Source organism: Pseudomonas sp. Choline-02u-1 (assembly GCF_002836515.1).
Lineage (GTDB): Bacteria > Pseudomonadota > Gammaproteobacteria > Pseudomonadales > Pseudomonadaceae > Aquipseudomonas.
In genome coordinates this window covers 101,182-126,053 of sequence record NZ_PJBC01000058.1, presented here as the reverse complement: position 1 = coordinate 126,053, position 24,872 = coordinate 101,182, and the positions used below count along the sequence as shown (strand labels likewise).

General features: G+C 60.4%; 22 protein-coding genes. All 22 read right to left on the bottom strand.

The window, feature by feature from the left end:
- Positions 1-7: 7 nt before the first annotated feature.
- On the bottom strand, positions 8-1,861 hold the full coding sequence (nuoL, locus tag CXF97_RS14660; RefSeq protein WP_101159112.1) for an NADH-quinone oxidoreductase subunit L: 1,854 nt from the start codon (positions 1,859-1,861) through the stop codon (positions 8-10).
- Positions 1,858-2,166, bottom strand: a complete 309-nt coding sequence (gene nuoK / locus CXF97_RS14655; protein WP_003180046.1) for an NADH-quinone oxidoreductase subunit NuoK — start codon at positions 2,164-2,166, stop codon at positions 1,858-1,860. Before nuoK ends, nuoL begins: the two co-directional genes overlap by 4 nt.
- Before the next feature lie 3 nt (positions 2,167-2,169).
- Positions 2,170-2,670, bottom strand: a complete 501-nt coding sequence (gene nuoJ / locus CXF97_RS14650; protein WP_090284375.1) for an NADH-quinone oxidoreductase subunit J — start codon at positions 2,668-2,670, stop codon at positions 2,170-2,172.
- A gap of 9 nt (positions 2,671-2,679) precedes the next feature.
- On the bottom strand, positions 2,680-3,228 hold the full coding sequence (gene nuoI / locus CXF97_RS14645; protein ID WP_016775283.1) for an NADH-quinone oxidoreductase subunit NuoI: 549 nt from the start codon (positions 3,226-3,228) through the stop codon (positions 2,680-2,682).
- 11 nt (positions 3,229-3,239) lie between these two features.
- A complete protein-coding gene (gene nuoH, locus CXF97_RS14640) occupies positions 3,240-4,247 on the bottom strand; it encodes an NADH-quinone oxidoreductase subunit NuoH (protein WP_039763316.1) in 1,008 nt (335 codons plus the stop codon).
- A complete protein-coding gene (gene nuoG, locus CXF97_RS14635) occupies positions 4,244-6,958 on the bottom strand; it encodes an NADH-quinone oxidoreductase subunit NuoG (RefSeq protein ID WP_101159111.1) in 2,715 nt (904 codons plus the stop codon). The genes nuoH and nuoG overlap by 4 nt, the downstream gene beginning before the upstream one ends.
- 136 nt (positions 6,959-7,094) lie before the next feature.
- Positions 7,095-8,450, bottom strand: coding sequence for an NADH-quinone oxidoreductase subunit NuoF (nuoF, locus tag CXF97_RS14630; RefSeq protein ID WP_024013417.1), 1,356 nt, complete (start codon positions 8,448-8,450; stop codon positions 7,095-7,097).
- Positions 8,447-8,944 (bottom strand): NADH-quinone oxidoreductase subunit NuoE, encoded by a 498-nt coding sequence (nuoE, locus tag CXF97_RS14625; protein ID WP_003223804.1) that lies wholly within the window; start codon positions 8,942-8,944, stop codon positions 8,447-8,449. The genes nuoF and nuoE overlap by 4 nt, the downstream gene beginning before the upstream one ends.
- Before the next feature lie 2 nt (positions 8,945-8,946).
- A complete protein-coding gene (nuoC, locus tag CXF97_RS14620) occupies positions 8,947-10,731 on the bottom strand; it encodes an NADH-quinone oxidoreductase subunit C/D (protein WP_101159110.1) in 1,785 nt (594 codons plus the stop codon).
- A gap of 69 nt (positions 10,732-10,800) precedes the next feature.
- On the bottom strand, positions 10,801-11,475 hold the full coding sequence (locus CXF97_RS14615) for an NADH-quinone oxidoreductase subunit B family protein (RefSeq protein ID WP_016775278.1): 675 nt from the start codon (positions 11,473-11,475) through the stop codon (positions 10,801-10,803).
- 10 nt (positions 11,476-11,485) lie between these two features.
- Entirely contained in the window at positions 11,486-11,899 is a 414-nt protein-coding gene (locus CXF97_RS14610; RefSeq protein WP_003223812.1) for an NADH-quinone oxidoreductase subunit A, read from the bottom strand.
- Positions 11,900-12,413: 514 nt separating this feature from the next.
- Positions 12,414-13,655, bottom strand: coding sequence for an aspartate aminotransferase family protein (locus tag CXF97_RS14605; protein ID WP_101159109.1), 1,242 nt, complete (start codon positions 13,653-13,655; stop codon positions 12,414-12,416).
- A gap of 31 nt (positions 13,656-13,686) precedes the next feature.
- Positions 13,687-14,598: a LysR family transcriptional regulator gene (locus CXF97_RS14600; RefSeq protein ID WP_101159108.1), complete on the bottom strand. Its 912-nt coding sequence runs from the start codon at positions 14,596-14,598 to the stop codon at positions 13,687-13,689.
- Between the two features lie 42 nt (positions 14,599-14,640).
- Positions 14,641-15,177 carry a 2,4'-dihydroxyacetophenone dioxygenase family protein gene (locus CXF97_RS14595; protein WP_101159107.1) on the bottom strand — a complete coding sequence of 179 codons (537 nt, stop codon included), beginning with the start codon at positions 15,175-15,177 and terminating at the stop codon, positions 14,641-14,643.
- Positions 15,178-15,318: 141 nt separating this feature from the next.
- Positions 15,319-16,743: an amino acid permease gene (locus CXF97_RS14590; protein WP_101159106.1), complete on the bottom strand. Its 1,425-nt coding sequence runs from the start codon at positions 16,741-16,743 to the stop codon at positions 15,319-15,321.
- A 380-nt stretch (positions 16,744-17,123) separates the two neighbouring features.
- On the bottom strand, positions 17,124-18,449 hold the full coding sequence (aceA, locus tag CXF97_RS14585; RefSeq protein WP_016775277.1) for an isocitrate lyase: 1,326 nt from the start codon (positions 18,447-18,449) through the stop codon (positions 17,124-17,126).
- A gap of 475 nt (positions 18,450-18,924) precedes the next feature.
- A complete protein-coding gene (locus CXF97_RS14580) occupies positions 18,925-19,686 on the bottom strand; it encodes a secretin N-terminal domain-containing protein (protein ID WP_073471299.1) in 762 nt (253 codons plus the stop codon).
- Positions 19,687-19,919: 233 nt separating this feature from the next.
- Positions 19,920-20,345, bottom strand: coding sequence for a GNAT family N-acetyltransferase (locus CXF97_RS14575; protein WP_025108996.1), 426 nt, complete (start codon positions 20,343-20,345; stop codon positions 19,920-19,922).
- Positions 20,338-21,507, bottom strand: coding sequence for a cupin domain-containing protein (locus CXF97_RS14570; protein ID WP_101159105.1), 1,170 nt, complete (start codon positions 21,505-21,507; stop codon positions 20,338-20,340). Before CXF97_RS14570 ends, CXF97_RS14575 begins: the two co-directional genes overlap by 8 nt.
- An 86-nt stretch (positions 21,508-21,593) precedes the next feature.
- Positions 21,594-22,964 carry an adenylosuccinate lyase gene (gene purB / locus CXF97_RS14565; RefSeq protein WP_003223822.1) on the bottom strand — a complete coding sequence of 457 codons (1,371 nt, stop codon included), beginning with the start codon at positions 22,962-22,964 and terminating at the stop codon, positions 21,594-21,596.
- Positions 22,965-23,090: 126 nt separating this feature from the next.
- Entirely contained in the window at positions 23,091-23,714 is a 624-nt protein-coding gene (hflD, locus tag CXF97_RS14560) for a high frequency lysogenization protein HflD (protein ID WP_016775273.1), read from the bottom strand.
- Entirely contained in the window at positions 23,711-24,835 is a 1,125-nt protein-coding gene (mnmA, locus tag CXF97_RS14555) for a tRNA 2-thiouridine(34) synthase MnmA (protein WP_101159104.1), read from the bottom strand. The genes hflD and mnmA overlap by 4 nt, the downstream gene beginning before the upstream one ends.
- Positions 24,836-24,872: the final 37 nt, after the last annotated feature.

The following is a 24,872-nucleotide window of genomic DNA, read 5'->3' as shown; positions in this document are numbered from 1 at the left end:
GTTCATATCAGACCGCTACCAGCACGATGGCGCCGATTACCAGCACGGCACCAGCAGCCATCGAGGCGGCGTACCAACGCAGTTGACCGGTCTCGGTACGGCTCAGGGCAGTGTGACCACCCTTGGCCATACGCGGGATCAGACCGATGGTCTGGTCGAGCGGGTCTTTGCGCAGTACATGGCTGATCGCAAGGTACGGCTTGACGAACAGTTTGTCGTAGATCCAGTCGAAGCCCCAGGCAGCGAACCACCAGGCCGAAAGGAAACGGCCGATGCCGCTGTTGGCGATCGCCGTGACGAAACGACGCTTGCCGAGGAACAGCAGGGCCGCCAGCAGGATACCGGCCAGGGCGATGGCGCCCGAGGCGATTTCCAGACTGTGCTTGGCTTCGCCACCGGCATGACCAACGCTTTGCGGCAACACGCCGTGCAGCGGCGGCACGATCATCGCGCCAACGAAAGTCGACAGCACGATCAGCACCGACAGTGGCAGCCAGTGCGCAATGCCGTGGCCGGCATGGGCTTCGGTCTTGGCTTCACCGTGGAACGCGATGAAGATCAGGCGGAAGGTGTACAGCGACGTCATGAACGCACCGACCAGACCTGCGTAAAGCAGACCCTGATTGCCGCTGGCGAACGCTTCCCAGAGGATTTCGTCCTTGGAGTAGAAGCCTGCGGTGACCAGTGGCAGAGCAGCCAGTGCAGCACCACCGACGATGAAGCTGGCGTAGGCCAGTGGCAGTTTCTTCCACAGACCACCCATCTTGAAGATGTTCTGCTCGTGGTGGCAGGCAACGATCACCGCACCGGAGGCAAGGAACAGCAGGGCCTTGAAGAAGGCGTGGGTCATCAGGTGGAAGATCGCGCCTTCCCAGGCACCCACGCCCAGCGCCAGGAACATGTAGCCGATCTGGCTCATGGTCGAGTAGGCGAGGATACGTTTGATGTCGGTTTGCACCAGCGCGGCGAAACCGGCCAGTACCAGCGTCACACCACCGACGATGCCGACCAGGTGCAGGATGTCCGGCGCCAGGGTGAACAGACCGTGGGTACGGGCGATCAGGTAGACACCGGCGGTTACCATGGTCGCGGCGTGAATCAGTGCCGACACCGGGGTAGGGCCGGCCATCGCATCAGCGAGCCAGGTTTGCAGCGGCAGTTGTGCCGATTTACCGACCGCGCCACCCAGCAGCATCAGGGTGGCGAGGGTGATCCAGAAGTCGCCGACCTGGAATTTCTGCGGTGCCAGCACCAGCAGTTCCTGAATGTTCAACGTGCCCACTTGCTGGAACAGGATGAACAGGCCGATGGCCATGAACACGTCACCGATCCGGGTCACGATGAAGGCCTTGAGTGCCGCGTTACCGTTGTTGCGGTTGCTGTAGTAGAAACCGATCAACAGGTACGAGCACAGGCCCACGCCTTCCCAGCCGAAGTACAGGAACAACAGGTTATCGCCGAGCACCAGGAACAGCATGCTGGCGATAAACAGGTTGGTGTACGAGAAGAAGCGTGAGTAACCCGCTTCGCCGCGCATGTACCAGGACGCGAAGAGGTGGATCAGGAAACCGACGCCGACCACCACGCCGAGCATGGTGATCGACAGGCCGTCGATGTACAGGGCGAAATCAGGCTTGAAGCCTTCCACCGCCATCCACTGCCACAGCACCAGGGTGTAGTGACCGCCTTCTGGAGGCGCGACGTTGAATTGCCAGATGACGTAGGCGGTGACAATCGCCGACAAGCCAATGGAACCCACGCCGACCAGCGCCGAGAGGTTTTCCGACCAGCGTCCACGGGAGAACGACAGCAGCAGGAAACCGATGAGAGGAAATACGAAAGTCAGAAAGATCAGGTTCATCCGCGCATCTCACTGGCAGCGTCGATATCGAGCGTGTGGAAGCGGCGATACAGTTGCAGCAGGATCGCCAGACCAATACTGGCCTCGGCCGCTGCAAGGCTGATCACCAGGATGAACATGATCTGTCCATCCGGCTGCGCCCAGCGGGCGCCCGCAACGATGAAGGCCAGGGCAGAGGCGTTCATCATCACTTCCAGACTCATCAACACGAACAAAATGTTGCGGCGGACCATCAGGCCGACCAGACCAAGGCAGAACAGGATGCCGGCAACGGCCAATCCATGCTCGAGAGGGATAGCAGGCATGTCTTACTCCTTCGCCTCGTTACGGCCCAAATGGAACGCCGTGACGGCTGCGGCGAGCAGCAGCATCGAGGCGAGTTCGACCACCAGCAGGTACGGGCCGAACAGGCTGATGCCCACGGCCTTGGCGTCTACGGTGGTGTGGCCGATGGCCTGACCGCTCTGGTGAGCGAACAGCACATACAGCAGTTCGGCCAGCAGCAGCCCGGCAAGAATCACCGGGCCCGCCCAGATGCCGGGCTTGAGCCAGGTGCGTTCCTGCTGAACCGAGGCCGGGCCAAGGTTCAGCATCATCACCACGAACACGAACAGCACCATGATGGCGCCGGCGTAGGCGATCACTTCCAGCACACCGGCAAACGGTGCGCCGAGCGCGAAAAACGTCATGGCCACGGCGATCAACGAGATGATCAGGTAGAGCAGGGCGTGCACAGGGTTGGTGTTGGTGACCACACGAAGCGTGGACACCACAGCAATACCCGATGCGAAATAGAAAGCGAATTCCATCGTTCTTCCTTAAGGCAGCAAGCTCTTCACGTTGATCGGTTCGGCTTCGTTCTGCGCAGCGCCTTTCGGCTTGCCAGCGATTGCCATACCTGCAACACGATAGAAGTTGTAATCAGGGTTTTTGCCGGGGCCGGAGATCAGCAGATCTTCTTTCTCGTACACCAGGTCCTGACGTTTGAACTCGGCCATCTCGAAATCCGGCGTCAGCTGGATCGCGGTGGTCGGGCAGGCTTCCTCGCAGAGACCGCAGAAAATGCAGCGCGAGAAGTTGATGCGGAAGAAGTCCGGGTACCAGCGACCGTCTTCGGTTTCAGCTTTCTGCAGCGAGATGCACCCCACCGGGCACGCCACGGCGCACAGGTTGCAGGCTACGCAGCGCTCTTCGCCATCGGGGTCGCGGGTCAGGACGATGCGGCCACGGTAGCGCGGCGGCAGGTAGACCTGCTCCTCGGGGTATTGCAGGGTGTCGCGCTTGCGAAAGCCATGGCCGAAGACCATGACCAGGCTGCGCAACTGGGTACCGGTACCCTTAACGATGTCGCCAATATATTTGAACATGGGTCAAATCCTCACTGAACCGCAACCGCAGGCGTGTTCAACAACACAACCGCAGCGGTCACCAGCAAATTGATCAGGGTCAGTGGCAGGCAGAATTTCCAGCTGAAATCCATCACCTGGTCATAACGCGGACGCGGAATGGACGCGCGCAGCAGGATGAACAGCATGATGAAGAACGCGGTCTTCAGTGCGAACCAGACGAAGGACAGTTGCGGCAGGATGCCGAACGGACCGTGCCAGCCACCGAAGAACAGGGTGACCAGCAGCGCCGAGATCAGGATGATGCCGATGTATTCACCGACGAAGAACATGCCCCATTTCATACCGGCGTATTCAATGTGGTAACCGTCAGCCAGTTCCTGTTCCGCTTCCGGCTGGTCGAACGGGTGACGGTGAGTCACGGCGACGCCAGCGATGAAGAAGGTACAGAAGCCGAAGAACTGCGGAATGATGAACCACAGGTTCTGCGCCTGGTATTCGACGATGTCGCGCATGTTGAACGAACCGACCTGCACCACGATGCCCATCAGGGCCAGGCCCATGAACACTTCGTAGGAAACGGTCTGCGCCGAGGCACGCAAGCTGCCCAAAAGGGCGAACTTGTTGTTGCTCGACCAGCCGGCGAACAGCACCGCGTACACCGACAGACCGGCCATTGCGAAGAAGAACAGCAGGCCGATGTTCAGATCCGCCACGCCCCAGGTCGGGGTGATCGGGATGATCGCGAAGGCGATCAACAGGGCGGACATGGCCACCACCGGTGCCAGGGTGAAGATCACCTTGTCGGCAAACGGCGGGGTCCAGTCTTCCTTGAAGAACATCTTCAACATGTCGGCGGCGATCTGGAACATACCGAACGGGCCAACGCGGTTCGGACCGTAACGGTCCTGCCACCAGCCCAGCAGGCGACGTTCGACAAAGCTCAGCAACGCACCTGCGACCACCACGGCCAGCAGAATCACGATGGCTTTGATGACCGTCAGGATCACATCGATCACTTCAGGGGTGAACCAGGTCATTGCGCTGCCTCCTGCAGACCGTCGACGGACACGCCGGCGAATGCCGGTGGAATGCCGGCGATGCCCGCAGGCAATGCCACCAGACCGGCGCCCAGTTCTTCATTGATGCGCAGCGGCAGACGCAGGGTCTGGCCGGCCACGTTCAGGCTCAGCAGGGCACCGTCGTTGACACCCAGACGATCCGCTTCGGATTTCGCCAGTGCCACGTAAGGGGCCGGAATGCGCTCTTGCACCGGTGCGGCTTTCGAAGAGTTTTCTTCGCTGCCGAACAGGTGGAAAAACGGCACGGCTTGCCAGGTACCCGGCGCCGGGTTAAAGGCACGCGGCGCGGCGGCGAACCAGTTCAGCGAGTCGCCGGTGCTTTCGATCAGGCGGGTGCCCGGATCGCCAGCACGCAGGTGACCACCGACTTCGTCCTGGAACTTGTTCCACGCTTGTGGCGAGTTCCAGCCCGGCGACCAGGCAAACGGCACCTGCTGACGCGGTTCGGCAGAGCCCGAGTAACCTTCCATGGAGAAGGCAAACGCGGTGTCCTTGTCCTGAGGGGTACGCGGTTCGTGAACGCTGATATCGGCGCGCATCGCGGTGCGACCGGAATAACGCAGCGGCTCACGCGCCAGTTTCAGACCCTTGATGCGGAACGCAGCCGACGGTGCCGCATCAACGATGCGCGCCAGTTGTGCGGTGCTCGATGCCACGGCAGCAGTGACGTGGTCGAGTTGCGTCCAGTCGATCGGCTGGTTCAGCAGGGTCGCACGCAGAGCGTGCAGCCAGCGCCAGCCTTCGTGTACCAGAATGCTCGCGTCGAGGTACTGCGGATCGAAAACCTGGAAGAAGCGCTGGGCGCGGCCTTCCTGGCTGACCAGCGTACCGTCGCCTTCGGCGAAGCTCGCTGCTGGCAGAACCAGTTGCGCGCGTTCGGTGGTGGCGGTTTTCTGATGGTCGGCAACGATCACCACTTTCGCAGCGTTCAGTGCAGCGTCGACCTTGGCTTTGGCAGTGCGGGTGTACAGATCGTTTTCCAGCACGACGATCGCATCGGCCTTGCCATCGATGACCGCTTGCAGCGCGGCATCGACTGATTCGCCACCGAGCATGGCCAGGCCGAGGCTGTTGGCTTCCGGCACGATCAGGCTGATCGAACCGTTCTTCTCGCGCAGCTTCAGGGCTTTGGCGATGTTCGCGGCAGCTTCGATCAAGGCTTTGGAGCCCAGCGAAGTACCGGCGATGATCAGCGGACGCTTGGCGGCGAGCAAGGCATCGGCGATGCGCTGCGCCAGTTCCAGAGCTTCTGCGTCCAGACCTTCAACGGCCGGGGCGCTGGCATCCAGGGCGTGAGCAACGGCGAAACCGATGCGTGCCAGATCATCGGGAGCGGCGTGTACGCATTCTTCGGCAACGTCGTCGAGCTTGGTTTCGGCGAGGCTGGCGATGAACAGCGGGTTCAGCGCGTGCTGACCGATGTTCTTCACTGCCGCGTCGAGCCAAGGCTGGACGCGCATGGCTTCGGCCATGTCTTCAGCCTTGCCCTTGACCGATTGACGCAGGGCCAGCGCCATGCGCGCGGCGGTCTGGGTCAGGTCTTCGCCGAGGACGAAGATCGCGTCGTGGTCTTCGATGTCGCGCATGTTCGGCACTGGCAGCGGGCTGTCTTTGAGCACCTGCAGAACCAGACGGATGCGCTCCAGCTCGGACGCTTCGATACCCGAGTAGAAGTGCTCGGCGCCGACCAGTTCGCGCAACGCGTAGTTGCTTTCGAGGCTGGCACGCGGCGAACCGATACCGACGATGTTACGGCCGCGCAGCAGGTCGGCGGCTTTGTCCAGCGCGTCGTCCAGGCTCAGCTTGGTGCCGTCGGCCAGCAGCGGCTGACGTGGGCGGTCGGTGCGGTTGACGTAGCCATAACCGAAACGGCCACGGTCGCAGAGGAAGTACTGGTTCACCGAACCGTTGAACCGGTTTTCGATGCGGCGCAGTTCACCGTAACGCTCGCCCGGGGAGATGTTGCAACCGCTCGAGCAGCCATGGCAGATGCTCGGGGCGAACTGCATGTCCCATTTACGGTTGTAACGCTCGGAGTGAGTCTTGTCGGTGAACACACCGGTCGGGCAGACCTCGGTGAGGTTGCCGGAGAACTCGCTTTCGAGGGTGCCGTCTTCAACGCGACCGAAGTACACGTTGTCGTGGGCGCCGAATACACCGAGGTCGGTGCCGCCAGCGTAGTCCTTGTAGAAACGCACGCAGCGGTAGCAGGCGATGCAGCGGTTCATTTCGTGGGAAATGAACGGGCCCAGTTGCTGGTTCTGGTGGGTGCGTTTGCTGAAGCGATAACGGCGCTCGTTGTGGCCGGTCATCACCGTCATGTCTTGCAGGTGGCAGTGGCCACCTTCTTCGCACACCGGGCAGTCGTGCGGGTGGTTGGTCATCAGCCATTCGACAACACTGGCGCGGAACGCCTTGGATTCTTCATCGTCGATGGAGATCCAGGTGTTGTCGGTGGCAGGCGTCATGCAGGACATGACGATGCGACCACGGGTGTCGTTCTCGTCGGTGTACTGCTTGACCGCGCACTGGCGGCAGGCCCCGACGCTACCAAGCGCGGGGTGCCAGCAGAAATATGGAATGTCGAGGCCCAGCGACAGACATGCCTGTAACAGGTTGTCTGCCCCGTCGACTTCGAGCGCTTTGCCGTCTACGTGGATAGTGGCCATGGTTCAAAGGTCTTCGTTGGCCCGGTGTCAGCGGGCGTGGCTAATGGAATCTTGTGATGCGTCCGAATCCAGTCAGCCCCGAAGGGCGTCATCGGACGAAAGGCGAAGGGCACGGACCCTTCGCCTTTTTAAGCGTTTACGCGCCGACTACGATCGGCCTTGCCAGAGGCGGGACGGCGGCGCTGACAGGCGCGATACCGGCTTCGAACTCTGGACGGAAGTATTTGATGGCACTGCCCAATGGCTCCACGGCACCCGGTGCGTGAGCACAGAAGGTCTTGCCCGGGCCGAGGAAACCGACCAGACCCAGCAGGGTCTCGATGTCGCCTGGCTGACCCTTGCCCTGTTCGATGGCCATCAAGAGCTTGACGCTCCATGGCAGGCCATCGCGGCACGGGGTGCAGAAACCGCACGATTCACGGGCGAAGAACTGCTCCATGTTGCGCAGCAGCGAGACCATGTTGACGCTGTCATCCACTGCCATCGCCAGACCGGTACCCATCCGCGTGCCGACCTTGGCGATGCCGCCGGCATACATTTGTGCGTCGAGGTGCTCCGGCAGAAGGAAACCGGTACCGGCACCCCCTGGCTGCCAGGCCTTGAGCTTGAAGCCGTCGCGCATGCCGCCGGCGTAGTCTTCGAACAGCTCGCGACCGGTGACGCCGAATGGCAGTTCCCACAGGCCCGGGTTCTTGACCTTGCCGGAGAAGCCCATGAGCTTGGTGCCCATGTCTTCGGAACCTTCGCGGGCCAACGATTTGTACCAGTCAACGCCGTCGGCAATGATCGCCGGCACGTTGCACAGGGTTTCGACGTTGTTCACGCAGGTCGGCTTGCCCCACACGCCGACGGCGGCAGGGAAGGGCGGCTTGGAGCGCGGGTTGGCGCGGCGGCCTTCGAGGGAGTTGATCAGTGCGGTTTCTTCACCGCAGATGTAACGCCCGGCGCCGGTGTGGACGAACAGCTCGAAATCGAAACCCGAACCGAGAATGTTCTTGCCCAGCAGGCCGGCCGCCTTGGCTTCTTCCACGGCACGGTTGAGGTGCTTGGCGGCGGTGGTGTATTCGCCGCGCAGGAAGATGTAGCCACGGTAAGTTTTCAGCGCACGGGCACTGATCAGCATGCCTTCGATCAGCAGATGGGGCAGTTGCTCCATCAGCATGCGGTCTTTCCAGGTGTTCGGCTCCATTTCATCCGCGTTGCACAGCAGGTAGCGGATGTTGATGGATTCGTCCTTGGGCATCAGGCCCCACTTCACGCCAGTGGGGAAGCCGGCGCCGCCGCGACCCTTGAGGCCAGCGTCTTTGACGGTCTGGACGATCGCGTCCTGATCCATCTCGGCGAAGGCTTTGCGCGCAGCGGCGTAACCGTTCTTGGCCTGGTACTCGTCGAGCCACACGGCTTCGCCGTCGTCGCGCAGACGCCAGGTCAGCGGGTGAGTCTCGGCCGAACGCTGGATGCGGTTGGCTGGACCAAATGATGTCAGGGTCATACGTAGCCCTCGAGCAGTTTGGCCACGCCAGCAGGCTGCACGTCGCCAAAGGTGTCGTCGTCGATCATCAGCGCCGGTGCCTTGTCGCAGTTGCCGAGGCAGCAGACAGGCAGCAGGGTGAAACGACCGTCGGCGGTGGTCTGACCCAGGCCGATGCCCAGATTGTTCTGGATTTCGCTGACCACCGATTCGTGGCCACCGATGTAGCAGACCATGCTGTCGCAGACGCGAATGATGTGGCGGCCGACCGGTTGACGGAAGATCTGGCTATAGAACGTCGCCACGCCTTCAACGTCGCTGGCCGGGATGCCGAGGATCTCGCCGATCGCGTAGAGGGCGCCATCCGGCACCCAGCCGCGTTCCTTCTGAACGATCTTCAGGGCTTCGATCGACGCCGCGCGCGGGTCTTCGTAGTGATGCAGCTCGTGCTCGATGGCCGAGCGCTCGGTTTCACTCAAGGTGAAACGGTCTGTCTGGATAAGCGTGCTGTTCATGCTTAGCGGTCCACGTCGGCCATAACGAAGTCGATACTACCCAGGTACGCAATCAAGTCCGCGACCATGCTGCCTTTGATCACCGAAGGGATCTGCTGCAGGTGCGGGAAACTCGGAGTGCGGATCCGGGTACGGTAGCTCATGGTGCCGCCGTCGCTCGTCAGGTAGTAACTGTTGATGCCCTTGGTCGCTTCGATCATCTGGAAGGATTCGTTGGCCGGCATGACCGGGCCCCACGAAACCTGCAGGAAGTGCGTGATCAGGGTTTCGATGTGCTGCAGCGTGCGCTCTTTGGGCGGCGGCGTGGTCAGCGGGTGATCCGCCTTGTACGGGCCTTCCGGCATGTTGCGCATGCATTGATCGATGATCTTGATGCTCTGGCGCATCTCTTCGACGCGGACCATGCAGCGGTCGTAGGCATCGCCGTTGACGGCCAGCGGTACTTCGAATTCGAAGTTTTCGTAGCCCGAGTACGGACGCGCTTTACGCAGGTCGAAATCGCAACCGGTCGAACGCAGGCCGGCACCGGTGACGCCCCATTCCAGGGCTTCTTTGGTGTTGTAGGCAGCAACGCCGACGGTACGGCCCTTGAGGATGCTGTTCTGCAGCGCAGCCTTGGTGTATTCGTCCAGACGTTTGGGCATCCACTCGACGAAATCCTTGACCAGCTTTTCCCAGCCGCGCGGCAGGTCGTGGGCAACACCACCGATGCGGTACCAGGCCGGGTGCAGACGGAAACCGGTGATCGCTTCGATCACCGTGTACGCCTTCTGACGGTCGGTGAAGGTGAAGAACACCGGCGTCATTGCGCCGACGTCCTGGATGTAGGTACCCAGGAACAGCAGGTGGCTGGTGATCCGGAAGAACTCGGCCATCATGATGCGGATGACGTCGACCTTCTGCGGCACCTTGATGCCGGCCAGCTTCTCGACCGAGAGCACGTACGGCAGGTTGTTCATCACGCCGCCGAGGTAGTCGATGCGGTCGGTGTAGGGAATGTAGCTGTGCCAGGACTGACGCTCGCCCATCTTCTCGGCACCACGGTGGTGGTAACCGATGTCGGGAACGCAATCGACGATCTCTTCACCGTCCAGCTGCAGGATGATGCGGAACGCACCGTGCGCCGAAGGGTGGTTCGGGCCGAGGTTGAGGAACATGTAGTCCTCGTTGGCGCCGGAACGCTTCATGCCCCAGTCTTCAGGGCGGAAACGCGCGGCTTCTTCCTCAAGCTGCTGCTTGGCGAGGTTGAGGCTGAACGGATCGAATTCGGTGGCGCGCGCCGGGAAGTCCTTGCGCAGCGGGTGACCTACCCAGGTCGGCGGCATCATGATGCGCGACAGGTGCGGGTGGCCTTTGAAGTCGATGCCGAACATGTCCCAGACTTCGCGCTCGTACCAGTTAGCGTTCGGCCAGATGCTGGTGACGGAAGGCATGCTGAGGTCGCCTTCGGACAACGCGACCTTGATCATCACGTCACTATTACGCTCCAGCGACATGAGGTGATAGAACACGGTGAAATCGGCGCCGGTCGGCAGCCCTTGACGCTTGGTGCGCAGACGCTCGTCCACGCCGTGCAGGTCATAGAGCATGACGTACGGCTTGGGCAGGTTACGCAGGAAAGTCAGGACTTCAACCAGCCTGGCGCGCGCCACCCACAGCACCGGCATGCCGGTGCGGGTTGCCTGCGCGGTGAACGCTTCGGCGCCAAAGCGGTTGTTCAATTCGACGACCACATCCTGGTCGTCTGCCTTGTAAGGCGGGATGTACAGAGCACTGCCTGTAGTCATGGTTATTTTTTCGCTTTCGGTCAACGTAAAGAATGAAGCCAGCTTCTCGTTACTAGGAACAGATCTGGATCAGACTTCGTCAGGGCTGCGCAGGTTGGTGACTGCGATTCGCTGTTCGCGGCGCTGTTCCTTCTGCGATGGCATGTCGGCGCGATAGACGCCTTGATCACCAACGACCCAGGAAAGCGGACGGCGCTCCTGTCCAATCGATTCCTGCAACAGCATCAAGCCTTGCAGAAATGCTTCCGGACGGGGCGGGCAGCCAGGTACGTAGACGTCCACGGGCAAGAACTTGTCCACGCCTTGAACCACGGAGTAGATGTCGTACATGCCACCGGAGTTGGCGCACGAACCCATGGAAATAACCCATTTCGGTTCGAGCATCTGCTCGTAGAGACGCTGAATGATCGGCGCCATCTTGATGAAGCAGGTCCCGGCGATAACCATGAAGTCGGCCTGACGCGGCGAGGCCCGGATGACTTCGGCACCAAAGCGCGCGATGTCGTGGGGCGCCGTGAAGGCGGTGGTCATTTCCACGTAGCAGCACGACAGGCCGAAGTTGTACGGCCACAGGGAGTTTTTACGTCCCCAGTTGACCGCGCCACTCAGCACGTCTTCCAGCTTGCCCATGAAAATGTTTTTGTGGACTTGATCTTCTAACGGATCAGCAACGGTTTCCCGCTGGCCAATCGGATACTGCTCGTTAGGAGCATCGGGGTCGATCCTGGTGAGATTGTATTGCATTGCCAAAGCCTCATTGTTTCAGCTTCGCCTGCCGCTTGCGACGAGCTTCCGGAGCCCAGTCAAGGGCGCCCACTCGGAACAGGTAGACAAGACCTGCCAACAGAATTGCTATGAAAACGAGAGCTTCGACGAATCCGGTCCAGCCGCTTTCGCGGACGGACACAGACCAGGCAAAGAGAAAGAGGGCTTCGATATCGAAGATCACGAAGAGCATCGCGACCAGATAGAATTTGGCTGAGAGCCGCAAGCGGGCGCCACCGGTAGGTAGCATGCCCGACTCGAACGGTTCGTTTTTGCTGCGACCCCAGGCTTTTGACCCGAGGAGGCTGGAGACGCCAAGCATGAAGGCACAGAGGCCGACGACACCCAGAAGGAAAATGGCAAAGCCCCAGTTGTGGGCCATGAGTCCTGTCGCTTCGGGCATGCTGGTAATCCTTAACAGAGAGCAAAGGTCTCTGAGCTTGATAAAGAAAATGGCAGTGACGATATGTCGCAGCAATCAATCGGGCTGATTTTATGGCTAAACACCCGGCAAGTAAAATTCCAAAGGCGAAATTATTTACCGGATTAAGGACATAGCGCTTGCGCAACGCCCTGCGGCCCATGCGTTGCGGGCATTAGCCGGTTTTGCGTCAATTATGTTTTGTGGGCTATGTAATGAACATAGTTACGGCTAAATGATAATTGATATCGTTTGCGGTGGTTTTGTAACTGTTTGGCGAGTTAAGGGTTGGGAAGTTGTCTTACTTGCCGATTACTGCAAGTAGCGAAGCCTACCGTTTTAGCGGAAATTTCTGACGCTTGTACCGCGCTGGATCAATGTTTTCATCTCGCGGGTTGAAGGCGGGCCCCGTGGGAGCGAGCTTGCCCGCGACAGCGCAGGAAGGGCCTCATCAGACCCGGCGCCTTGCACGCCGAGCCCGCCCCGACTGATCCTCTTAGCGCAAATGCCCAGCCAGCTTCGAAGCCGCGAGTTCAAACGCTGCCTTCATCTCTTCAACCACCGCTTCATCATGTGCGAACGACAGATAAATCCGACCATAAGGCGAGGGCATCACCAGCACGCCGGCTTCGCGCAAGGCCAGATGCAGCGCCTGGCTAAACTGCGCATCACCACGCTCCAGCGCCTCGGCATAATTGCTCGGCACCTGCGCCGACGGCCAGATCCCGAACACATTCCCGTAACCGCTGGTACTCACCGTCATCCCATGCGCCTTGAACGAGGCCTCCACCGAAACTCGCAGGGCCTCGCCCCGGGCAATCAAGCGCTGATAATCCGCGTCATCCAATTGATTCAGTGTGCTGGTGACCGCTGCACACGCCATCGGATTGCCGCTGAACGTCCCGCCACGCAGCACGCGACCTTGCTCAAAGCCCGCGAGAATGTGTGGCTTGCCGACGATCGCCGACACCGGCACACCATTGCCAATGGCCTTGCCGACACTGGCGATGTCCGGATCCAGCCCCGCCTGTAAACCCGCGAGCCCGGCGAACAAGCGAAAACCCATCAGCACTTCATCGCAGATCACCAGCGCGCCATGCCGATGTGCGACTTCCTGCACATGCAGCAGATAGCCGGGTGCCGGCATGATGCAGCCAGCATTGGCGAGCATCGGTTCGAGGATCACCGCAGCGATATCCGAATCCTCAGCGAACAGTCGCTCGACATCATCGAAGTCATTGAAACGCAGCAGCGTGGTGCGCGGCGTGGCCGGTCGCTGACCATCAACGAAATTCGCCTCACTGGACGAAACGTTGCCGAAGCTGACGTCGTCGAACCAACCGTCGAAGCCCGCAGCCATTTTCGCAATGCGCCCGCGCCCGGTATAGGCGCGGGCAGCGCGGCAGGCCAGATGCACCGCTTCGCTGCCGGAGTTGGTGAAAATCACTTTGCTCAGCGCGCCGGTGTGCGCCGCCAGTGCTGAGGCCGCAGGGTGTTCGCGTACATGCGCCCATGACGGCGCGGCAGAGTCAGCCAGTGCCGCCGCGACTTGTTCATTGACGCGATTATTGGCATGCCCCAGCAGTACCGCGCCAAAGCCGAGCGCGGTGTCGATGTAGCGGCGACCTTTATCGTCATAAACGTAAGCATCCTTGCCGTTGCGGATAAACAGCGTTTCGCCATTGAGTTGCGGGAGGATGCGCGCGGCGCTGGATACATCGCCAATCAGGTTACGCATAGAAGCTTCTGTACTAATGATAGGTGAGCGATCAGCCGCGCTCGGTGTTCCACGGACTCTGCGCGAGTTTCTGTTCAAGAAAGTCGCGGAACACGCGGATCCTGGGGCTGAGGTGCTTGCGATTGGTGTAGATCAGATAAATCGGTTCGAAACGGTCCGGGCCGTAGCTTTGCAGCAGCGGGATCAAGCGGCCTTCGCGGATGTCGTGGCCGATATGAAACTCGGCCAACTGCACAATGCCGGCCCCGCTGAGTGCCAGGTCACGCAGCAGATCGCCTTGGGCGAACGTCGCTTTGGGAATCACCGGGATGCTGATCGGGTGGCCATCGATGAGAAAATCCCAGTCATTCCACACACTATTGAAGCCAAAGCTGAAACACGTGTGATCGAGTAACTGCCGCGGGTGCTCCGGCGTTCCCTGGCGGGCGAGGTAGTCCGGGGACGCGCAGATGATCCAGCGACTCTGGCCGATTTTGCGAGCGATCCGTGTGGAGTCAGGCAATACGCCGCTGTGAATCGCCAGATCCAGGCCTTGGTCGAACTGATCGGAGAACTGCGCGCCAATCTGGATATCGACCGCAAGCCCGGGGTAGGCCGCTAAAAACTCCGGCAGCCATGGAATGATCTGGTGTTTGGCGAACGTCGACATCGTGTGAATCCGCAGCGTGCCACTGACCCGCGTCGGAAACGCTTCGGCCAGTGAGTCCGCCTCGGCCATCGCATTGATTACCGCACGGGCGCTGACCAGATACGCGGCGCCTTCTTCAGTCAGCGACAAACTGCGTGTGCCGCGTTGAAACAGACGCACCTGCAAGCGATCCTCCAGGCGGGAGATCAGCTTGCTGATGGCCGAAGGCGTCAGACCGTGCGCGCGAGAGGCCGCTGAAAAGTTACCGTGCTCTGTGGCCCAAAGAAACGCCAACAGCTGCGAGTAGTTATCCAATTCTTGCCTCCCGTGTCGATCAGGCGCCTGCCACGGCGCGGATCAGCGAATGAACTGTTCGATGTAGTCGTCTGGCAGCCCGAGCTTTTTGTAATGCGCGCGGGCCGTTTCCAGTTTGGTGAAAACGTCTTCGTAGCCGACCGCTACGCCTTGTGGATCGACGTAGGTATAACCGCCCTGTACATGAAACCAGGTGATCATTTCTTCGACATCTTCCGGCACGAACAATGTGTGAGTCTCTCCCGGCGGCTCGAACGCGAATGAACCTTGCTCGGCGACCCAGTCATGCTCCAGATAATACCAGCGGCCCTTCAGCACCATCGCGTGGACCCCGCCGGTGTGGCGGTGACGCGAGAGCACACCGCTTTTGCGCACGCGCAACAGATTGATGTAGTAGCCACCGGAAACACTGAGCAGTAACGGTTTGAACGACACCGAATCCGTCACCGGCACCCACAGTTGATCGTCTTCCAGCCATTGGTCGAGTACGCCAGGGTGGACCATGTCAGGTGCCATGTATGGCACTTGCGGCAGTTGATAAGGGATGGCCAGTTCGTCAGGTTTGGGCGCAATCGTCATCAGGCGTTCCTTGTGGTTTCTGAAAACCCCGGCGATAGGTAGGTTGGCCGGGGCTTAAGCAGATTAGGGAGCTTATCGGTTGTGAAAAAGAGGCTCGTCGGCACACTCGCTATGACGCCACGTCATAGCGGCAGCCGGTTTTCAGGACAATGCTTGCGCCGTGACGTTTTCAGTCGGGGCCATGGCGCTGCGTCGCGCCGACAACTCGGGCTGCGATTTCTGCAAACAAGCGCCAATGATCACCAGCACCGTCGTAAGGCCGAGGGTGGAGAGCAGTTCTGCGCGTTGGCCGGGGAAGGCCGCCATGATCGCGAATACCCCGAGGATGAACCCGATCGTCAGAACGGTCAGGTACGGAAACATCCACATTCGCACTTCGAGTTTCTTGCCTTGGGCGACGAGTTTTCGGCGCATGCACAATTGCGTAACGGCAATCACCAGATACATCAGCAAGGCCAATGCGCCGCTGGTGGCCAGCAGGAACTGAAACACTTGCCTGGGTAGCAGGTAGTTGGCGGTCAGTGCCGTCAGGGCGGCGAGCGATGTCAGCGCGACGGCCAGCAACGGCACGCCGTGACGGGTGGTGTGCGAAACGGCTTTAGGCGCATCACCGCGACGGGCCAGCGAATAAGCCATGCGTGAAGCGGTATAAATCGCCGAGTTCAGGCAACTGGTTACCGCCACCAGCACGACGATGCTCATGATCTGCGGCGCCCATGGAATGTTCATCGCACTTAATACCGCCTGGTAAGAACCCTGCGCCAGATCCGCAGCGTTCCACGGAATCAGGCAGACCACCACGAACATCGAGCCGAGGTAGAACAGGCCCAGACGCCAGACCACGGCGCGAATGGCTTTCTTGATATTGGCCTTGGGATCCCTGGATTCAGCGGCGGCAATAGTGACCACTTCGCTGCCCTGAAAGCTGAACATGGCGGTCAGCAACCCGGCGACGATTGCCACATTGCCATTGGGGGCGAAGCCACCGTTGGCGTAGAGATTGGAAATCCCGCTCGTTGAGGAACCCGGCAAAATGCCGAAAATCGCCAGCACGCCGAGGATGATGAAACCCACGATCGACACGACCTTGAACAATGACAACCAGTATTCCAGAGTACCGAACGAGCCGACGCTGAGGCTGTTGCACAGGATCAACGCAAACGTCACGCCGAAAGCCGCCATCCAATGGGCAATCCCCAGCCAGTCGCCAAGAATGTTGCCGGCGACAATGGCTTCAATGGCAATCACCAACACATAAAACCACCAGTACAGCCAGCCAATGGAAAAACCGGCCCAGCGACCGATCGCCTGATCGGCGTAGGAAGAGAACGACCCCGTGTCCGGCCGCGCAGTCGCCATTTCGCCGAGCATCTGCATGACCAGCACCACGATGACCGCTGCGCAGACATACGACACCAGCACCGCAGGGCCGGCGGTGGCGATGGCATTGCTTGAACCGACAAAAAGACCGGCGCCAATCACGCCGCCGATCGAAATCATCGTCACCTGCCGTCCTTTCAAGCCATTCCCTAGCTCGTTGTTAGCCTTGTCTTTGTCATCACGCATCGGCTGATACCTCGAATGAGCGTCTTTATTATTGTCTGGAGCGCCGCAACGACACGGCGATGGGCCGTACCCTAAGCGTTTAGAGAAAAAGGCATTAGCCCCAAACGGTTCAAACAGGGTGTGAACTGTCGTCACAGGTAGCGGGAATTGACGTTGAAGTTGCCGTAGGCTGAGATCGTTTGATCTGGTTTTTCGGGATAAAGATCAAGAGACCGCAGCCTGTGGCGACTCCTGCTGGGGCGGGGGCATTTGTTCAAGGGCCCATTGCGGGGCTGAATCGCAGACAAAAAAACGCCCCGAACCAGTCGGGGCGTCAGTCTTGCGGCTCTGCGGTTAGCTTTTGTTCGATCCGCAGAGGCCGTTTGCTCAGCGAAGCACTATCAGTGGAACTGCTCTTCTTCGGTCGAACCGGTCAGCGCGGTCACCGACGACGAGCCGCCCTGGATCACGGTGGTCATGTCGTCGAAGTAGCCGGTGCCCACTTCCTGCTGGTGCGCAACAAAGGTGTAACCCTTGGCGGCGTCAGCGAATTCCTGCTCCTGCAGCTTCACGTAGGCAGTCATGTCGTTGCGGGCGTAGTCGTGCGCCAGGTTGAACATGCTGTGCCACATGTTGTGAATGCCGGCCAGGGTGATGAACTGGTGCTTGTAACCCATGGCAGACAGTTCACGCTGGAACTTGGCGATGGTCGCGTCGTCCAGGTTCTTCTTCCAGTTGAAGGACGGCGAGCAGTTGTACGACAGCAACTGGTCCGGGTATTCCTTCTTGATCGCCTCAGCGAAGCGACGGGCTTCTTCCAGATCCGGCTTGGCGGTTTCGCACCAGATCAGATCAGCATACGGCGCGTAAGCCAGACCACGGGCGATGGCCTGATCCAGACCGGCGCGAACCTTGTAGAAACCTTCCTGGGTGCGCTCGCCAGTCACGAACGGCTGGTCGTACGGGTCGCAGTCGGAAGTCAGCAGGTCTGCCGCGTTGGCATCGGTACGCGCCAGAATGATGGTTGGGGTGCCGGCAACGTCAGCCGCCAGACGCGCAGCGGTCAGCTTCTGCACGGCTTCCTGGGTTGGCACCAGTACCTTGCCGCCCATGTGGCCGCATTTCTTCACGGAAGCCAGCTGGTCTTCGAAGTGAACGCCGGCGGCGCCTGCTTCGATCATGCTTTTCATCAGCTCGTAGGCGTTCAGTACGCCGCCGAAACCGGCTTCAGCGTCCGCGACGATTGGCGCGAAGTAATCGATGTAGCCGTCATCGCCCGGGTTCTTGCCGGCTTTCCACTGGATCTGGTCAGCGCGACGGAACGAGTTGTTGATGCGCTTGACCACGGTCGGCACCGAGTCCACCGGGTACAGCGACTGATCCGGGTACATGGATTCGGCGGAGTTGTTGTCCGCAGCCACCTGCCAGCCGGACAGGTAGATCGCCTGGATACCGGCCTTGACCTGCTGAACAGCCTGGCCGCCAGTCAGGGCGCCCATGCAGTTGACGAAATCTTTCTCTGGACGGAAGGACGGCTTGGCACCCTGGGTGACCAGGTTCCACAGCTTCTCGGCGCCCATCTTCGCGAAAGTGTGCTCAGGCTGAACCGAGCCACGCAGACGGACCACGTCAGCAGCGGAGTAAGTGCGTGTCACGCCTTTCCAGCGCGGGTTCTCAGCCCAGTCTTTTTCGAGGGCTGCAATTTGCTGTTCGCGTGTCAGTGCCATGGAGATAAACCTCGTCGCGTCTTTTATGAAAAGTTGTTCTGCGGTGGAAAATTCCTGCGCTCGCTGACCAGAAGCTTAGGTGGTCAAGTCGGATTTGGCGGGGTAGGCGACGGGATGAACGATGAGCTCGAGGGGGAAGTGAGCAGGTAGTGGCGGACTGCGGGCGCATGCGGGCGTCGTGGGCCTTTATACGGACAACAGCGTGAAGCCGGGTTACCTAAATACGCTTCCGTCCCTCGGGACAACTTCGTTCCAGTCGGCAACCTCGTCAAACACACCTTGTGGGCGGTACAGACACGAAGCGGTTCGCGGGGTAGGTGCGAGCGGCGCTTCGAAGGCCCTTGCCAGGGCCTCTGATTAGCGGGAGCGAGGCCATCATGCCTTCGCTTTTTTGCCTCGTCAAACGTTTTGTAGTGCTTTTTTTGAAGCACTACATCTTTCGTCTAATACGACTAATCAGTCAGTTTTCGGTGCTTTAGTCCAGCGTGTCGACTTTCACCCGCAAGGTCATGTCATCGCGGCCTTGAGTCGAGTAGCTGCGGGTCAGGCCTTGTTTATCGGCCTGTGTCTGGCTGTTGACACCTGCCAGAGTGATCCATTCGCCGAGGCGTCCGGTGACGGTTGTGTCGGTGCTTTGCACGTTCACTACATCGGGACGTTCCTGGCTCATGCGGTCACGGTTGGTACTGATCGCCAGATGAACGGTTTCGCCAGTGACGCTGGCGGTGACATAGAAACCCTGGGTGACGTTGCGGTATTGAGTCTCGCTGCTGTAACCGCCGTAGGAATCGCTTTGCGTGTTGGTGATCGGTACGCTCTGGCCGACCTGAATCAGCGCCGGCGTACCTTCACTGGTCTGCACTTGCTGGACGCCGCCGTTACGGCTGGTGGTGCTGCGGCTGATGATCCGGGTCTGACTCGGCTGGGCGCCGTTGACCGCATAACCTTCGTCGCCACGGCCATTGTTTTCATTGGTATCGACGGTGATCAGCAAGCGCTTGGGCGCAGTGTCGAGTTGCGCCAGCAGGTCCTTCAGCTCCTGAATCTTGCCCGGCTCGGCTTTGACGATCAGTTGGTTGCCGTAAGCGCTGACCTGACCGTCCTGGCCGATGAAGTCCTGCGCGACCGGCAGCATGTCGGCGCTGGTGTGGTACTTGAGGGGGACGATTTCTGTGGCTGCCAGCACCGAAAAGCTGCAGCCGAGCAGCAGGGTGGTGAGCAGGGTGCGTAGGGACATGTCCGTTATCTCCGCGTTCGAAAGGCTTGATATTGCCAGTTTGTCGGCCCGGGGTGGGGCAAGTTGAATCGTAGACAGCAAAACGCCCCGGCATCGGTGGATGGCGGGGCGTGATCGTTCCCACGCTCTGCGTGGGAATGCAGCCAGTGACGCTCTGCGTCACATGCCGCAAGGGACGCGGAGCGTCCCGAGAGGCATTCCCACGCAGAGCATGGGAACGATCAGGGCGGGGCTCAGGCCGAATGCCGAACCATGTCGACATGCGGGATCCCGGCCTCGAGGAATTCCTCGCTGACCAGGCTGAAACCCAAACGCTCGTAAAACGCCGTGGCCTGCACCTGTGCGCTGAGCATTTGCTGCTTCAAGCCGCGCGCTTCAGCTTCGGCGATGACCGCTTGCATCAACGCATCACCGACCTTCATTCCGCGCCAGTCTTTCAGCACCGAGACCCGCCCGATGTGCCCATCGGGCAGCAGTCGTGCCGTGCCAATCGGGAAGTCGCCTTCGAACGCCAGGAAGTGCACGGCGGTCGCGTCATCGGCGTCCCACTCAAGCTCGGGTGGCACCGATTGTTCGGCGATGAACACCGTTTCACGAATGCGCCGGATCTCGGCGATATCCTTCTGCCAGTCTGCGACACGAACGCGAATTTTATTCATCGGCGAACCCCAGGCTTCCTTGCTTGACCAGTTCGCAGAGCAGGCTGCGCCCGTCTTCATCGGTCAGCCACTCGCCGAGGTTGTCAGCGTGCAGAGCGTCAGCGGCGCAGATCAGCTTCAGCAGCTCGCGCAGCTTGCCCGGCAAATAACGGCTCTGGCCGCTGGCGAACAGCAGCAGGTCATCATCGACTTCCGACCAGGCCAGACGCGCGCTCGGGTTGCGGATCAGCACGGCGCCGTCCTGCAGGGCGGCGAGGAAGTCTTCTTCTTCGACGTCTTCCGGGCCGACCACCAGTTCCGGGTAGCGCGGCTCGGTCATGTACTGGCCGAACCAGGTCAGCAGCAGACGCTCGTCGCTCATGTGCTCGGCGAGCAGGCTTTTCAGGCGATCCAGCGCATCGTGTTGAATCTGGTGCGGGTCGACCGCCGGCTTGGCGTCGGCATCGGTATAGCGCTCTTCGTCAGTCAGGAACTGGCTGAGGAAGTCGGTGAAGTGGGTCAGCACTTCAGCGGCGCTCGGCGCACGGAAGCCGACCGAGTAGGTCATGCAGTTATCGACTGCGACACCGCAATGGGCCAGACGCGGCGGCAGGTAGAGCATGTCGCCCGGCTCCAGCACCCATTCTTCGGTCTCATGGAATTCGGCGAGGATGCGCAAATCTGCGTGTTGCAGCAACGGGCTCTCGGAGTCGCACATCTGGCCGATTTTCCAGTTGCGCTTGCCGTGGCCCTGCAGCAGGAAGACGTCGTAGTTGTCGAAATGCGGGCCGACGCTGCCGCCCGGTGCGGCGAAGCTGATCATCACGTCGTCGACGCGCCAGCTCGGCAGAAAGCGGAAGTTTTCCAGCAGTTCGCTGACTTCCGGCACGAACTGATCCACCGCCTGCACCAGCAGAGTCCACTCTTTCTCCGGCAGTTTGCTGAACTCGTCTTCGGCGAACGGGCCGCGACGCAGTTCCCACGGGCGCTCGCCGTGTTCGATGACCAGACGCGATTCGACTTCTTCTTCAAGGGCCAGGCCAGCCAGTTCGTCGGCGTCGATCGGGCTTTCGAAGTCAGGAATCGCCTGACGGATCAGCAGCGGTTTTTTCTGCCAGTAGTCGCGCAGGAATTCGCGTGCTGTGAGGCCGCCCAGAAGTTGAAGAGGAATATCGGAATTCATATGTAACCTATTGAAAAAAGTGCTTTTTCAGACGGGAATAAAAACGCCCGGCGCGGCCGGGCGTCTCAAACGGGGCAAACGGTCGATCAGATGCGTTTGGCTTGTGCCACAGCGTTGCCGATGTAGTTGGCCGGCGTCAGTTGCTTGAGCTCGGCTTTGGCTTCGGCTGGCATGTCCAGACCATCGATGAAAGTCTGCAACGCTTCAGGGCTGATGCCCTTGCCACGGGTCAGTTCTTTCAGCTTTTCGTACGGGTTTTCGATGTTGTAGCGGCGCATCACGGTCTGGATCGGCTCGGCCAGGACTTCCCAGCACGCGTCGAGGTCAGCGGCAATCTTCTGCTCGTTGAGTTCGAGTTTGCTGATGCCTTTGAGGCTGGCTTCGTAAGCGATCACGCTGTGGGCGAAGCCGACACCGAGGTTGCGCAGTACGGTGGAGTCGGTCAGGTCGCGCTGCCAGCGGGAGATCGGCAGTTTGCTCGCCAGATGCTGGAACAGTGCGTTGGCGATGCCCAGGTTGCCTTCGGAGTTTTCGAAGTCGATCGGGTTGACCTTGTGCGGCATGGTCGACGAACCGATTTCGCCAGCGATGGTGCGCTGCTTGAAATAACCCAGGGAAATGTAGCCCCAGATGTCACGGTCGAAGTCGATCAGGATGGTGTTGAAACGCGCGATCGCGTCGAACAGCTCGGCGATGTAATCGTGCGGTTCAATCTGCGTGGTGTACGGGTTGAAGCCCAGACCCAGCTCGTCTTCGATGAAGGCGCGGGCATTGGCTTCCCAGTCGATCTGCGGGTAGGCCGACAGGTGCGCGTTGTAGTTGCCGACGGCGCCGTTGATCTTGCCCAGCAGTGGCACCGCAGCGACCTGAGCGATCTGGCGCTCGAGGCGGTAAACCACGTTCGCCAGCTCTTTACCCAGAGTGGTCGGCGAAGCCGGCTGACCGTGGGTGCGCGACAGCATCGGCACGTCGGCGAAACGGATGGCCAGTTCGCGGATGGCGTTGGCGGTCTGGCGCATCAGCGGCAGCATCACATCGTCACGGCCTTCGCGCAGCATCAGCGCGTGCGACAGGTTGTTGATGTCTTCGCTGGTGCAGGCAAAGTGGATGAATTCGCTGACCTTGGCCAGCTCCGGCAGCTTGGCCGCCTGCTCTTTGAGCAGGTATTCGATCGCTTTGACGTCGTGGTTGGTGGTGCGCTCGATCTCTTTGACGCGCTCGGCGTGCTCCAGCGAGAAGTTTTCAGCCAGTTCGTTGAGAACGGCGTTGGCCTCGGCGGAGAAGGCCGGCACTTCAGGGATGCCAGCGTGGGCGGCCAGGCGCTGGAGCCAGCGCACTTCAACCAGAACGCGGGCACGGATCAGGCCGTACTCGCTGAAAATCGGGCGCAGGGCCTGGGTTTTGCCGGCGTAGCGGCCGTCAACAGGGGAAACCGCAGTGAGCGAAGAGAGCTGCATGGGGTGTTCTCGGACAGTCGGGCAACGAAATGGGGCGCGTATCATACATGAAAAAATCCGCCGGTCCGTCGCCAACTGACCGGCGTATTACGCGTTACAGACTATAAAGCCTTCATCACGCGACGTTTACTCGCTGCGCATCAACGGATAAAGCTCTTTGAGCAGCTTGCGGCGGCTGATCACCAGCTGCCAGCGGTGGCCGCCGAGTTGTCGCCACAGGCGTGCCGAACGAATCCCGGCCAGCAGCAGGGCGCGAATCTTCGAAGCGTTGCTTGGTTGCTGCAAGTTGCGCATGTCGCCATGCACCTGAATGCGCTGGCGCAGGGTGCTCAAGGTGTCCTGATACAGCGCACCGCAAGCGGCCACGACGTTTTCGTGGGCCGGGCCGAAGTGCTCCACCTGCGCCTGGATCTGCGGCAGGCGTTTGGCGATCGTTTCGAGCATGTCGTCACGCTTGGCCAGTTGCCGCTCCAGACCCAGCATCGACAAGGCGTAGCGCAATGGCTCGCGCTGCAAGGTGCTCGGATCGCGCTCCAGGGCGCCAATCAATGCGCGGTAACCCTCGCGCAGATTGATGTCATCGCCGCCGTACACATCGAGGGTATCTTTCGGATCACGCACCAGCAGGCTGCCGAGCATGCAGCTCAGGCCGGCCTCGTTGGTCTGGCCGGTCTTGGCGATGCGGTCGACCAGCACGGCGGCGAGAAACACACCACCCAGCGCCGTCAGTTGCTCCTGAGTCGGGCTCATGCCTGGCCGCTCCACGGCTCTGCCACTTCAATCACACCACCGCCGAGGCAGATCTCGCCGTCATAGAACACCACCGATTGGCCCGGCGTCACCGCGCGTTGCGGTTCGTCGAACACGGCGCGATAACCGCTGGCGGTCTTTTCCAGGGTGCAGGCCTGATCGCTCTGGCGATAACGCACTTTCGCCGTCAGGCGCAGCGGTTGGCTCAGGTCGATCGGGTTGACCCAGTAGATGTCCGAAGCGAGCAGGGCGTCGGAGAACAGCCACGGATGGTTGTTGCCTTGGCCGACGATCAGCTCGTTGGTTTCCAGATCCTTGCGCAGCACGTACCAAGGCTCATCGCCGGCATCTTTCAAACCGCCGATGCCAAGGCCCTGGCGCTGGCCGATGGTGTGGTACATCAAGCCGTGGTGACGGCCGATGACTTCGCCTTCGGTGGTTTTGATCTCACCCGGTTGCGCCGGCAGGTATTGCTTGAGGAAGTCGCTGAAGCGCCGCTCACCGATGAAGCAGATTCCGGTGGAATCCTTCTTCTTGGCGGTCGCCAGTTCGTATTTCTCGGCAATCGCGCGGACTTCAGGCTTTTCCAGTTCGCCGACCGGGAACAGGGTCTTGGCAATCTGTTCGCCGCCGACGGCGTGCAGGAAGTAGCTCTGATCCTTGTTCGGATCGAGGCCCTTGAGCAGTTCGGTGCGGCCATCGATGTCGCGGCGGCGCACGTAATGGCCGGTGGCGATCAGGTCGGCGCCCAGCATCATCGCGTAGTCGAGGAACGCCTTGAACTTGATCTCGCGGTTGCACAGGATGTCCGGGTTCGGCGTGCGTCCGGCCTTGTATTCGGCCAGGAAGTGCTCGAACACGTTGTCCCAGTACTCGGCAGCGAAGTTGGCGGTGTGCAGTTTTATGCCGATCTTGTCGCAGACAGCCTGAGCATCCGCCAGGTCGTCCATGGCGGTGCAGTATTCCGTTCCGTCGTCTTCTTCCCAGTTCTTCATGAACAGGCCTTCCACTTCATAACCCTGCTCGATCAGCAGAAGGGCAGAAACGGAAGAGTCCACGCCGCCGGACATGCCGACAATGACGCGCTTCTTGGATGTATCAGAAGGGGCTGGATCACGCATAGGGATTCAATGAGTGTCTTGGAAAAGGGCGCGATTC

Coding starts and splice junctions, on each gene's coding strand:
- nuoL (WP_101159112.1), bottom strand. CDS start 1,861: ATGAACCTGATCTTTCTGACTTTCGTATTTCCTCTCATCGGTTTCCTG.
- nuoK (WP_003180046.1), bottom strand. CDS start 2,166: ATGCCTGCTATCCCTCTCGAGCATGGATTGGCCGTTGCCGGCATCCTG.
- nuoJ (WP_090284375.1), bottom strand. CDS start 2,670: ATGGAATTCGCTTTCTATTTCGCATCGGGTATTGCTGTGGTGTCCACG.
- nuoI (WP_016775283.1), bottom strand. CDS start 3,228: ATGTTCAAATATATTGGCGACATCGTTAAGGGTACCGGTACCCAGTTG.
- nuoH (WP_039763316.1), bottom strand. CDS start 4,247: ATGACCTGGTTCACCCCTGAAGTGATCGATGTGATCCTGACGGTCATC.
- nuoG (WP_101159111.1), bottom strand. CDS start 6,958: ATGGCCACTATCCACGTAGACGGCAAAGCGCTCGAAGTCGACGGGGCA.
- nuoF (WP_024013417.1), bottom strand. CDS start 8,450: ATGACCCTGACATCATTTGGTCCAGCCAACCGCATCCAGCGTTCGGCC.
- nuoE (WP_003223804.1), bottom strand. CDS start 8,944: ATGAACAGCACGCTTATCCAGACAGACCGTTTCACCTTGAGTGAAACC.
- nuoC (WP_101159110.1), bottom strand. CDS start 10,731: ATGACTACAGGCAGTGCTCTGTACATCCCGCCTTACAAGGCAGACGAC.
- CXF97_RS14615 (WP_016775278.1), bottom strand. CDS start 11,475: ATGCAATACAATCTCACCAGGATCGACCCCGATGCTCCTAACGAGCAG.
- CXF97_RS14610 (WP_003223812.1), bottom strand. CDS start 11,899: ATGCCCGAAGCGACAGGACTCATGGCCCACAACTGGGGCTTTGCCATT.
- CXF97_RS14605 (WP_101159109.1), bottom strand. CDS start 13,655: ATGCGTAACCTGATTGGCGATGTATCCAGCGCCGCGCGCATCCTCCCG.
- CXF97_RS14595 (WP_101159107.1), bottom strand. CDS start 15,177: ATGACGATTGCGCCCAAACCTGACGAACTGGCCATCCCTTATCAACTG.
- CXF97_RS14590 (WP_101159106.1), bottom strand. CDS start 16,743: ATGCGTGATGACAAAGACAAGGCTAACAACGAGCTAGGGAATGGCTTG.
- aceA (WP_016775277.1), bottom strand. CDS start 18,449: ATGGCACTGACACGCGAACAGCAAATTGCAGCCCTCGAAAAAGACTGG.
- CXF97_RS14580 (WP_073471299.1), bottom strand. CDS start 19,686: ATGTCCCTACGCACCCTGCTCACCACCCTGCTGCTCGGCTGCAGCTTT.
- CXF97_RS14575 (WP_025108996.1), bottom strand. CDS start 20,345: ATGAATAAAATTCGCGTTCGTGTCGCAGACTGGCAGAAGGATATCGCC.
- CXF97_RS14570 (WP_101159105.1), bottom strand. CDS start 21,507: ATGAATTCCGATATTCCTCTTCAACTTCTGGGCGGCCTCACAGCACGC.
- purB (WP_003223822.1), bottom strand. CDS start 22,964: ATGCAGCTCTCTTCGCTCACTGCGGTTTCCCCTGTTGACGGCCGCTAC.
- hflD (WP_016775273.1), bottom strand. CDS start 23,714: ATGAGCCCGACTCAGGAGCAACTGACGGCGCTGGGTGGTGTGTTTCTC.
- mnmA (WP_101159104.1), bottom strand. CDS start 24,835: ATGCGTGATCCAGCCCCTTCTGATACATCCAAGAAGCGCGTCATTGTC.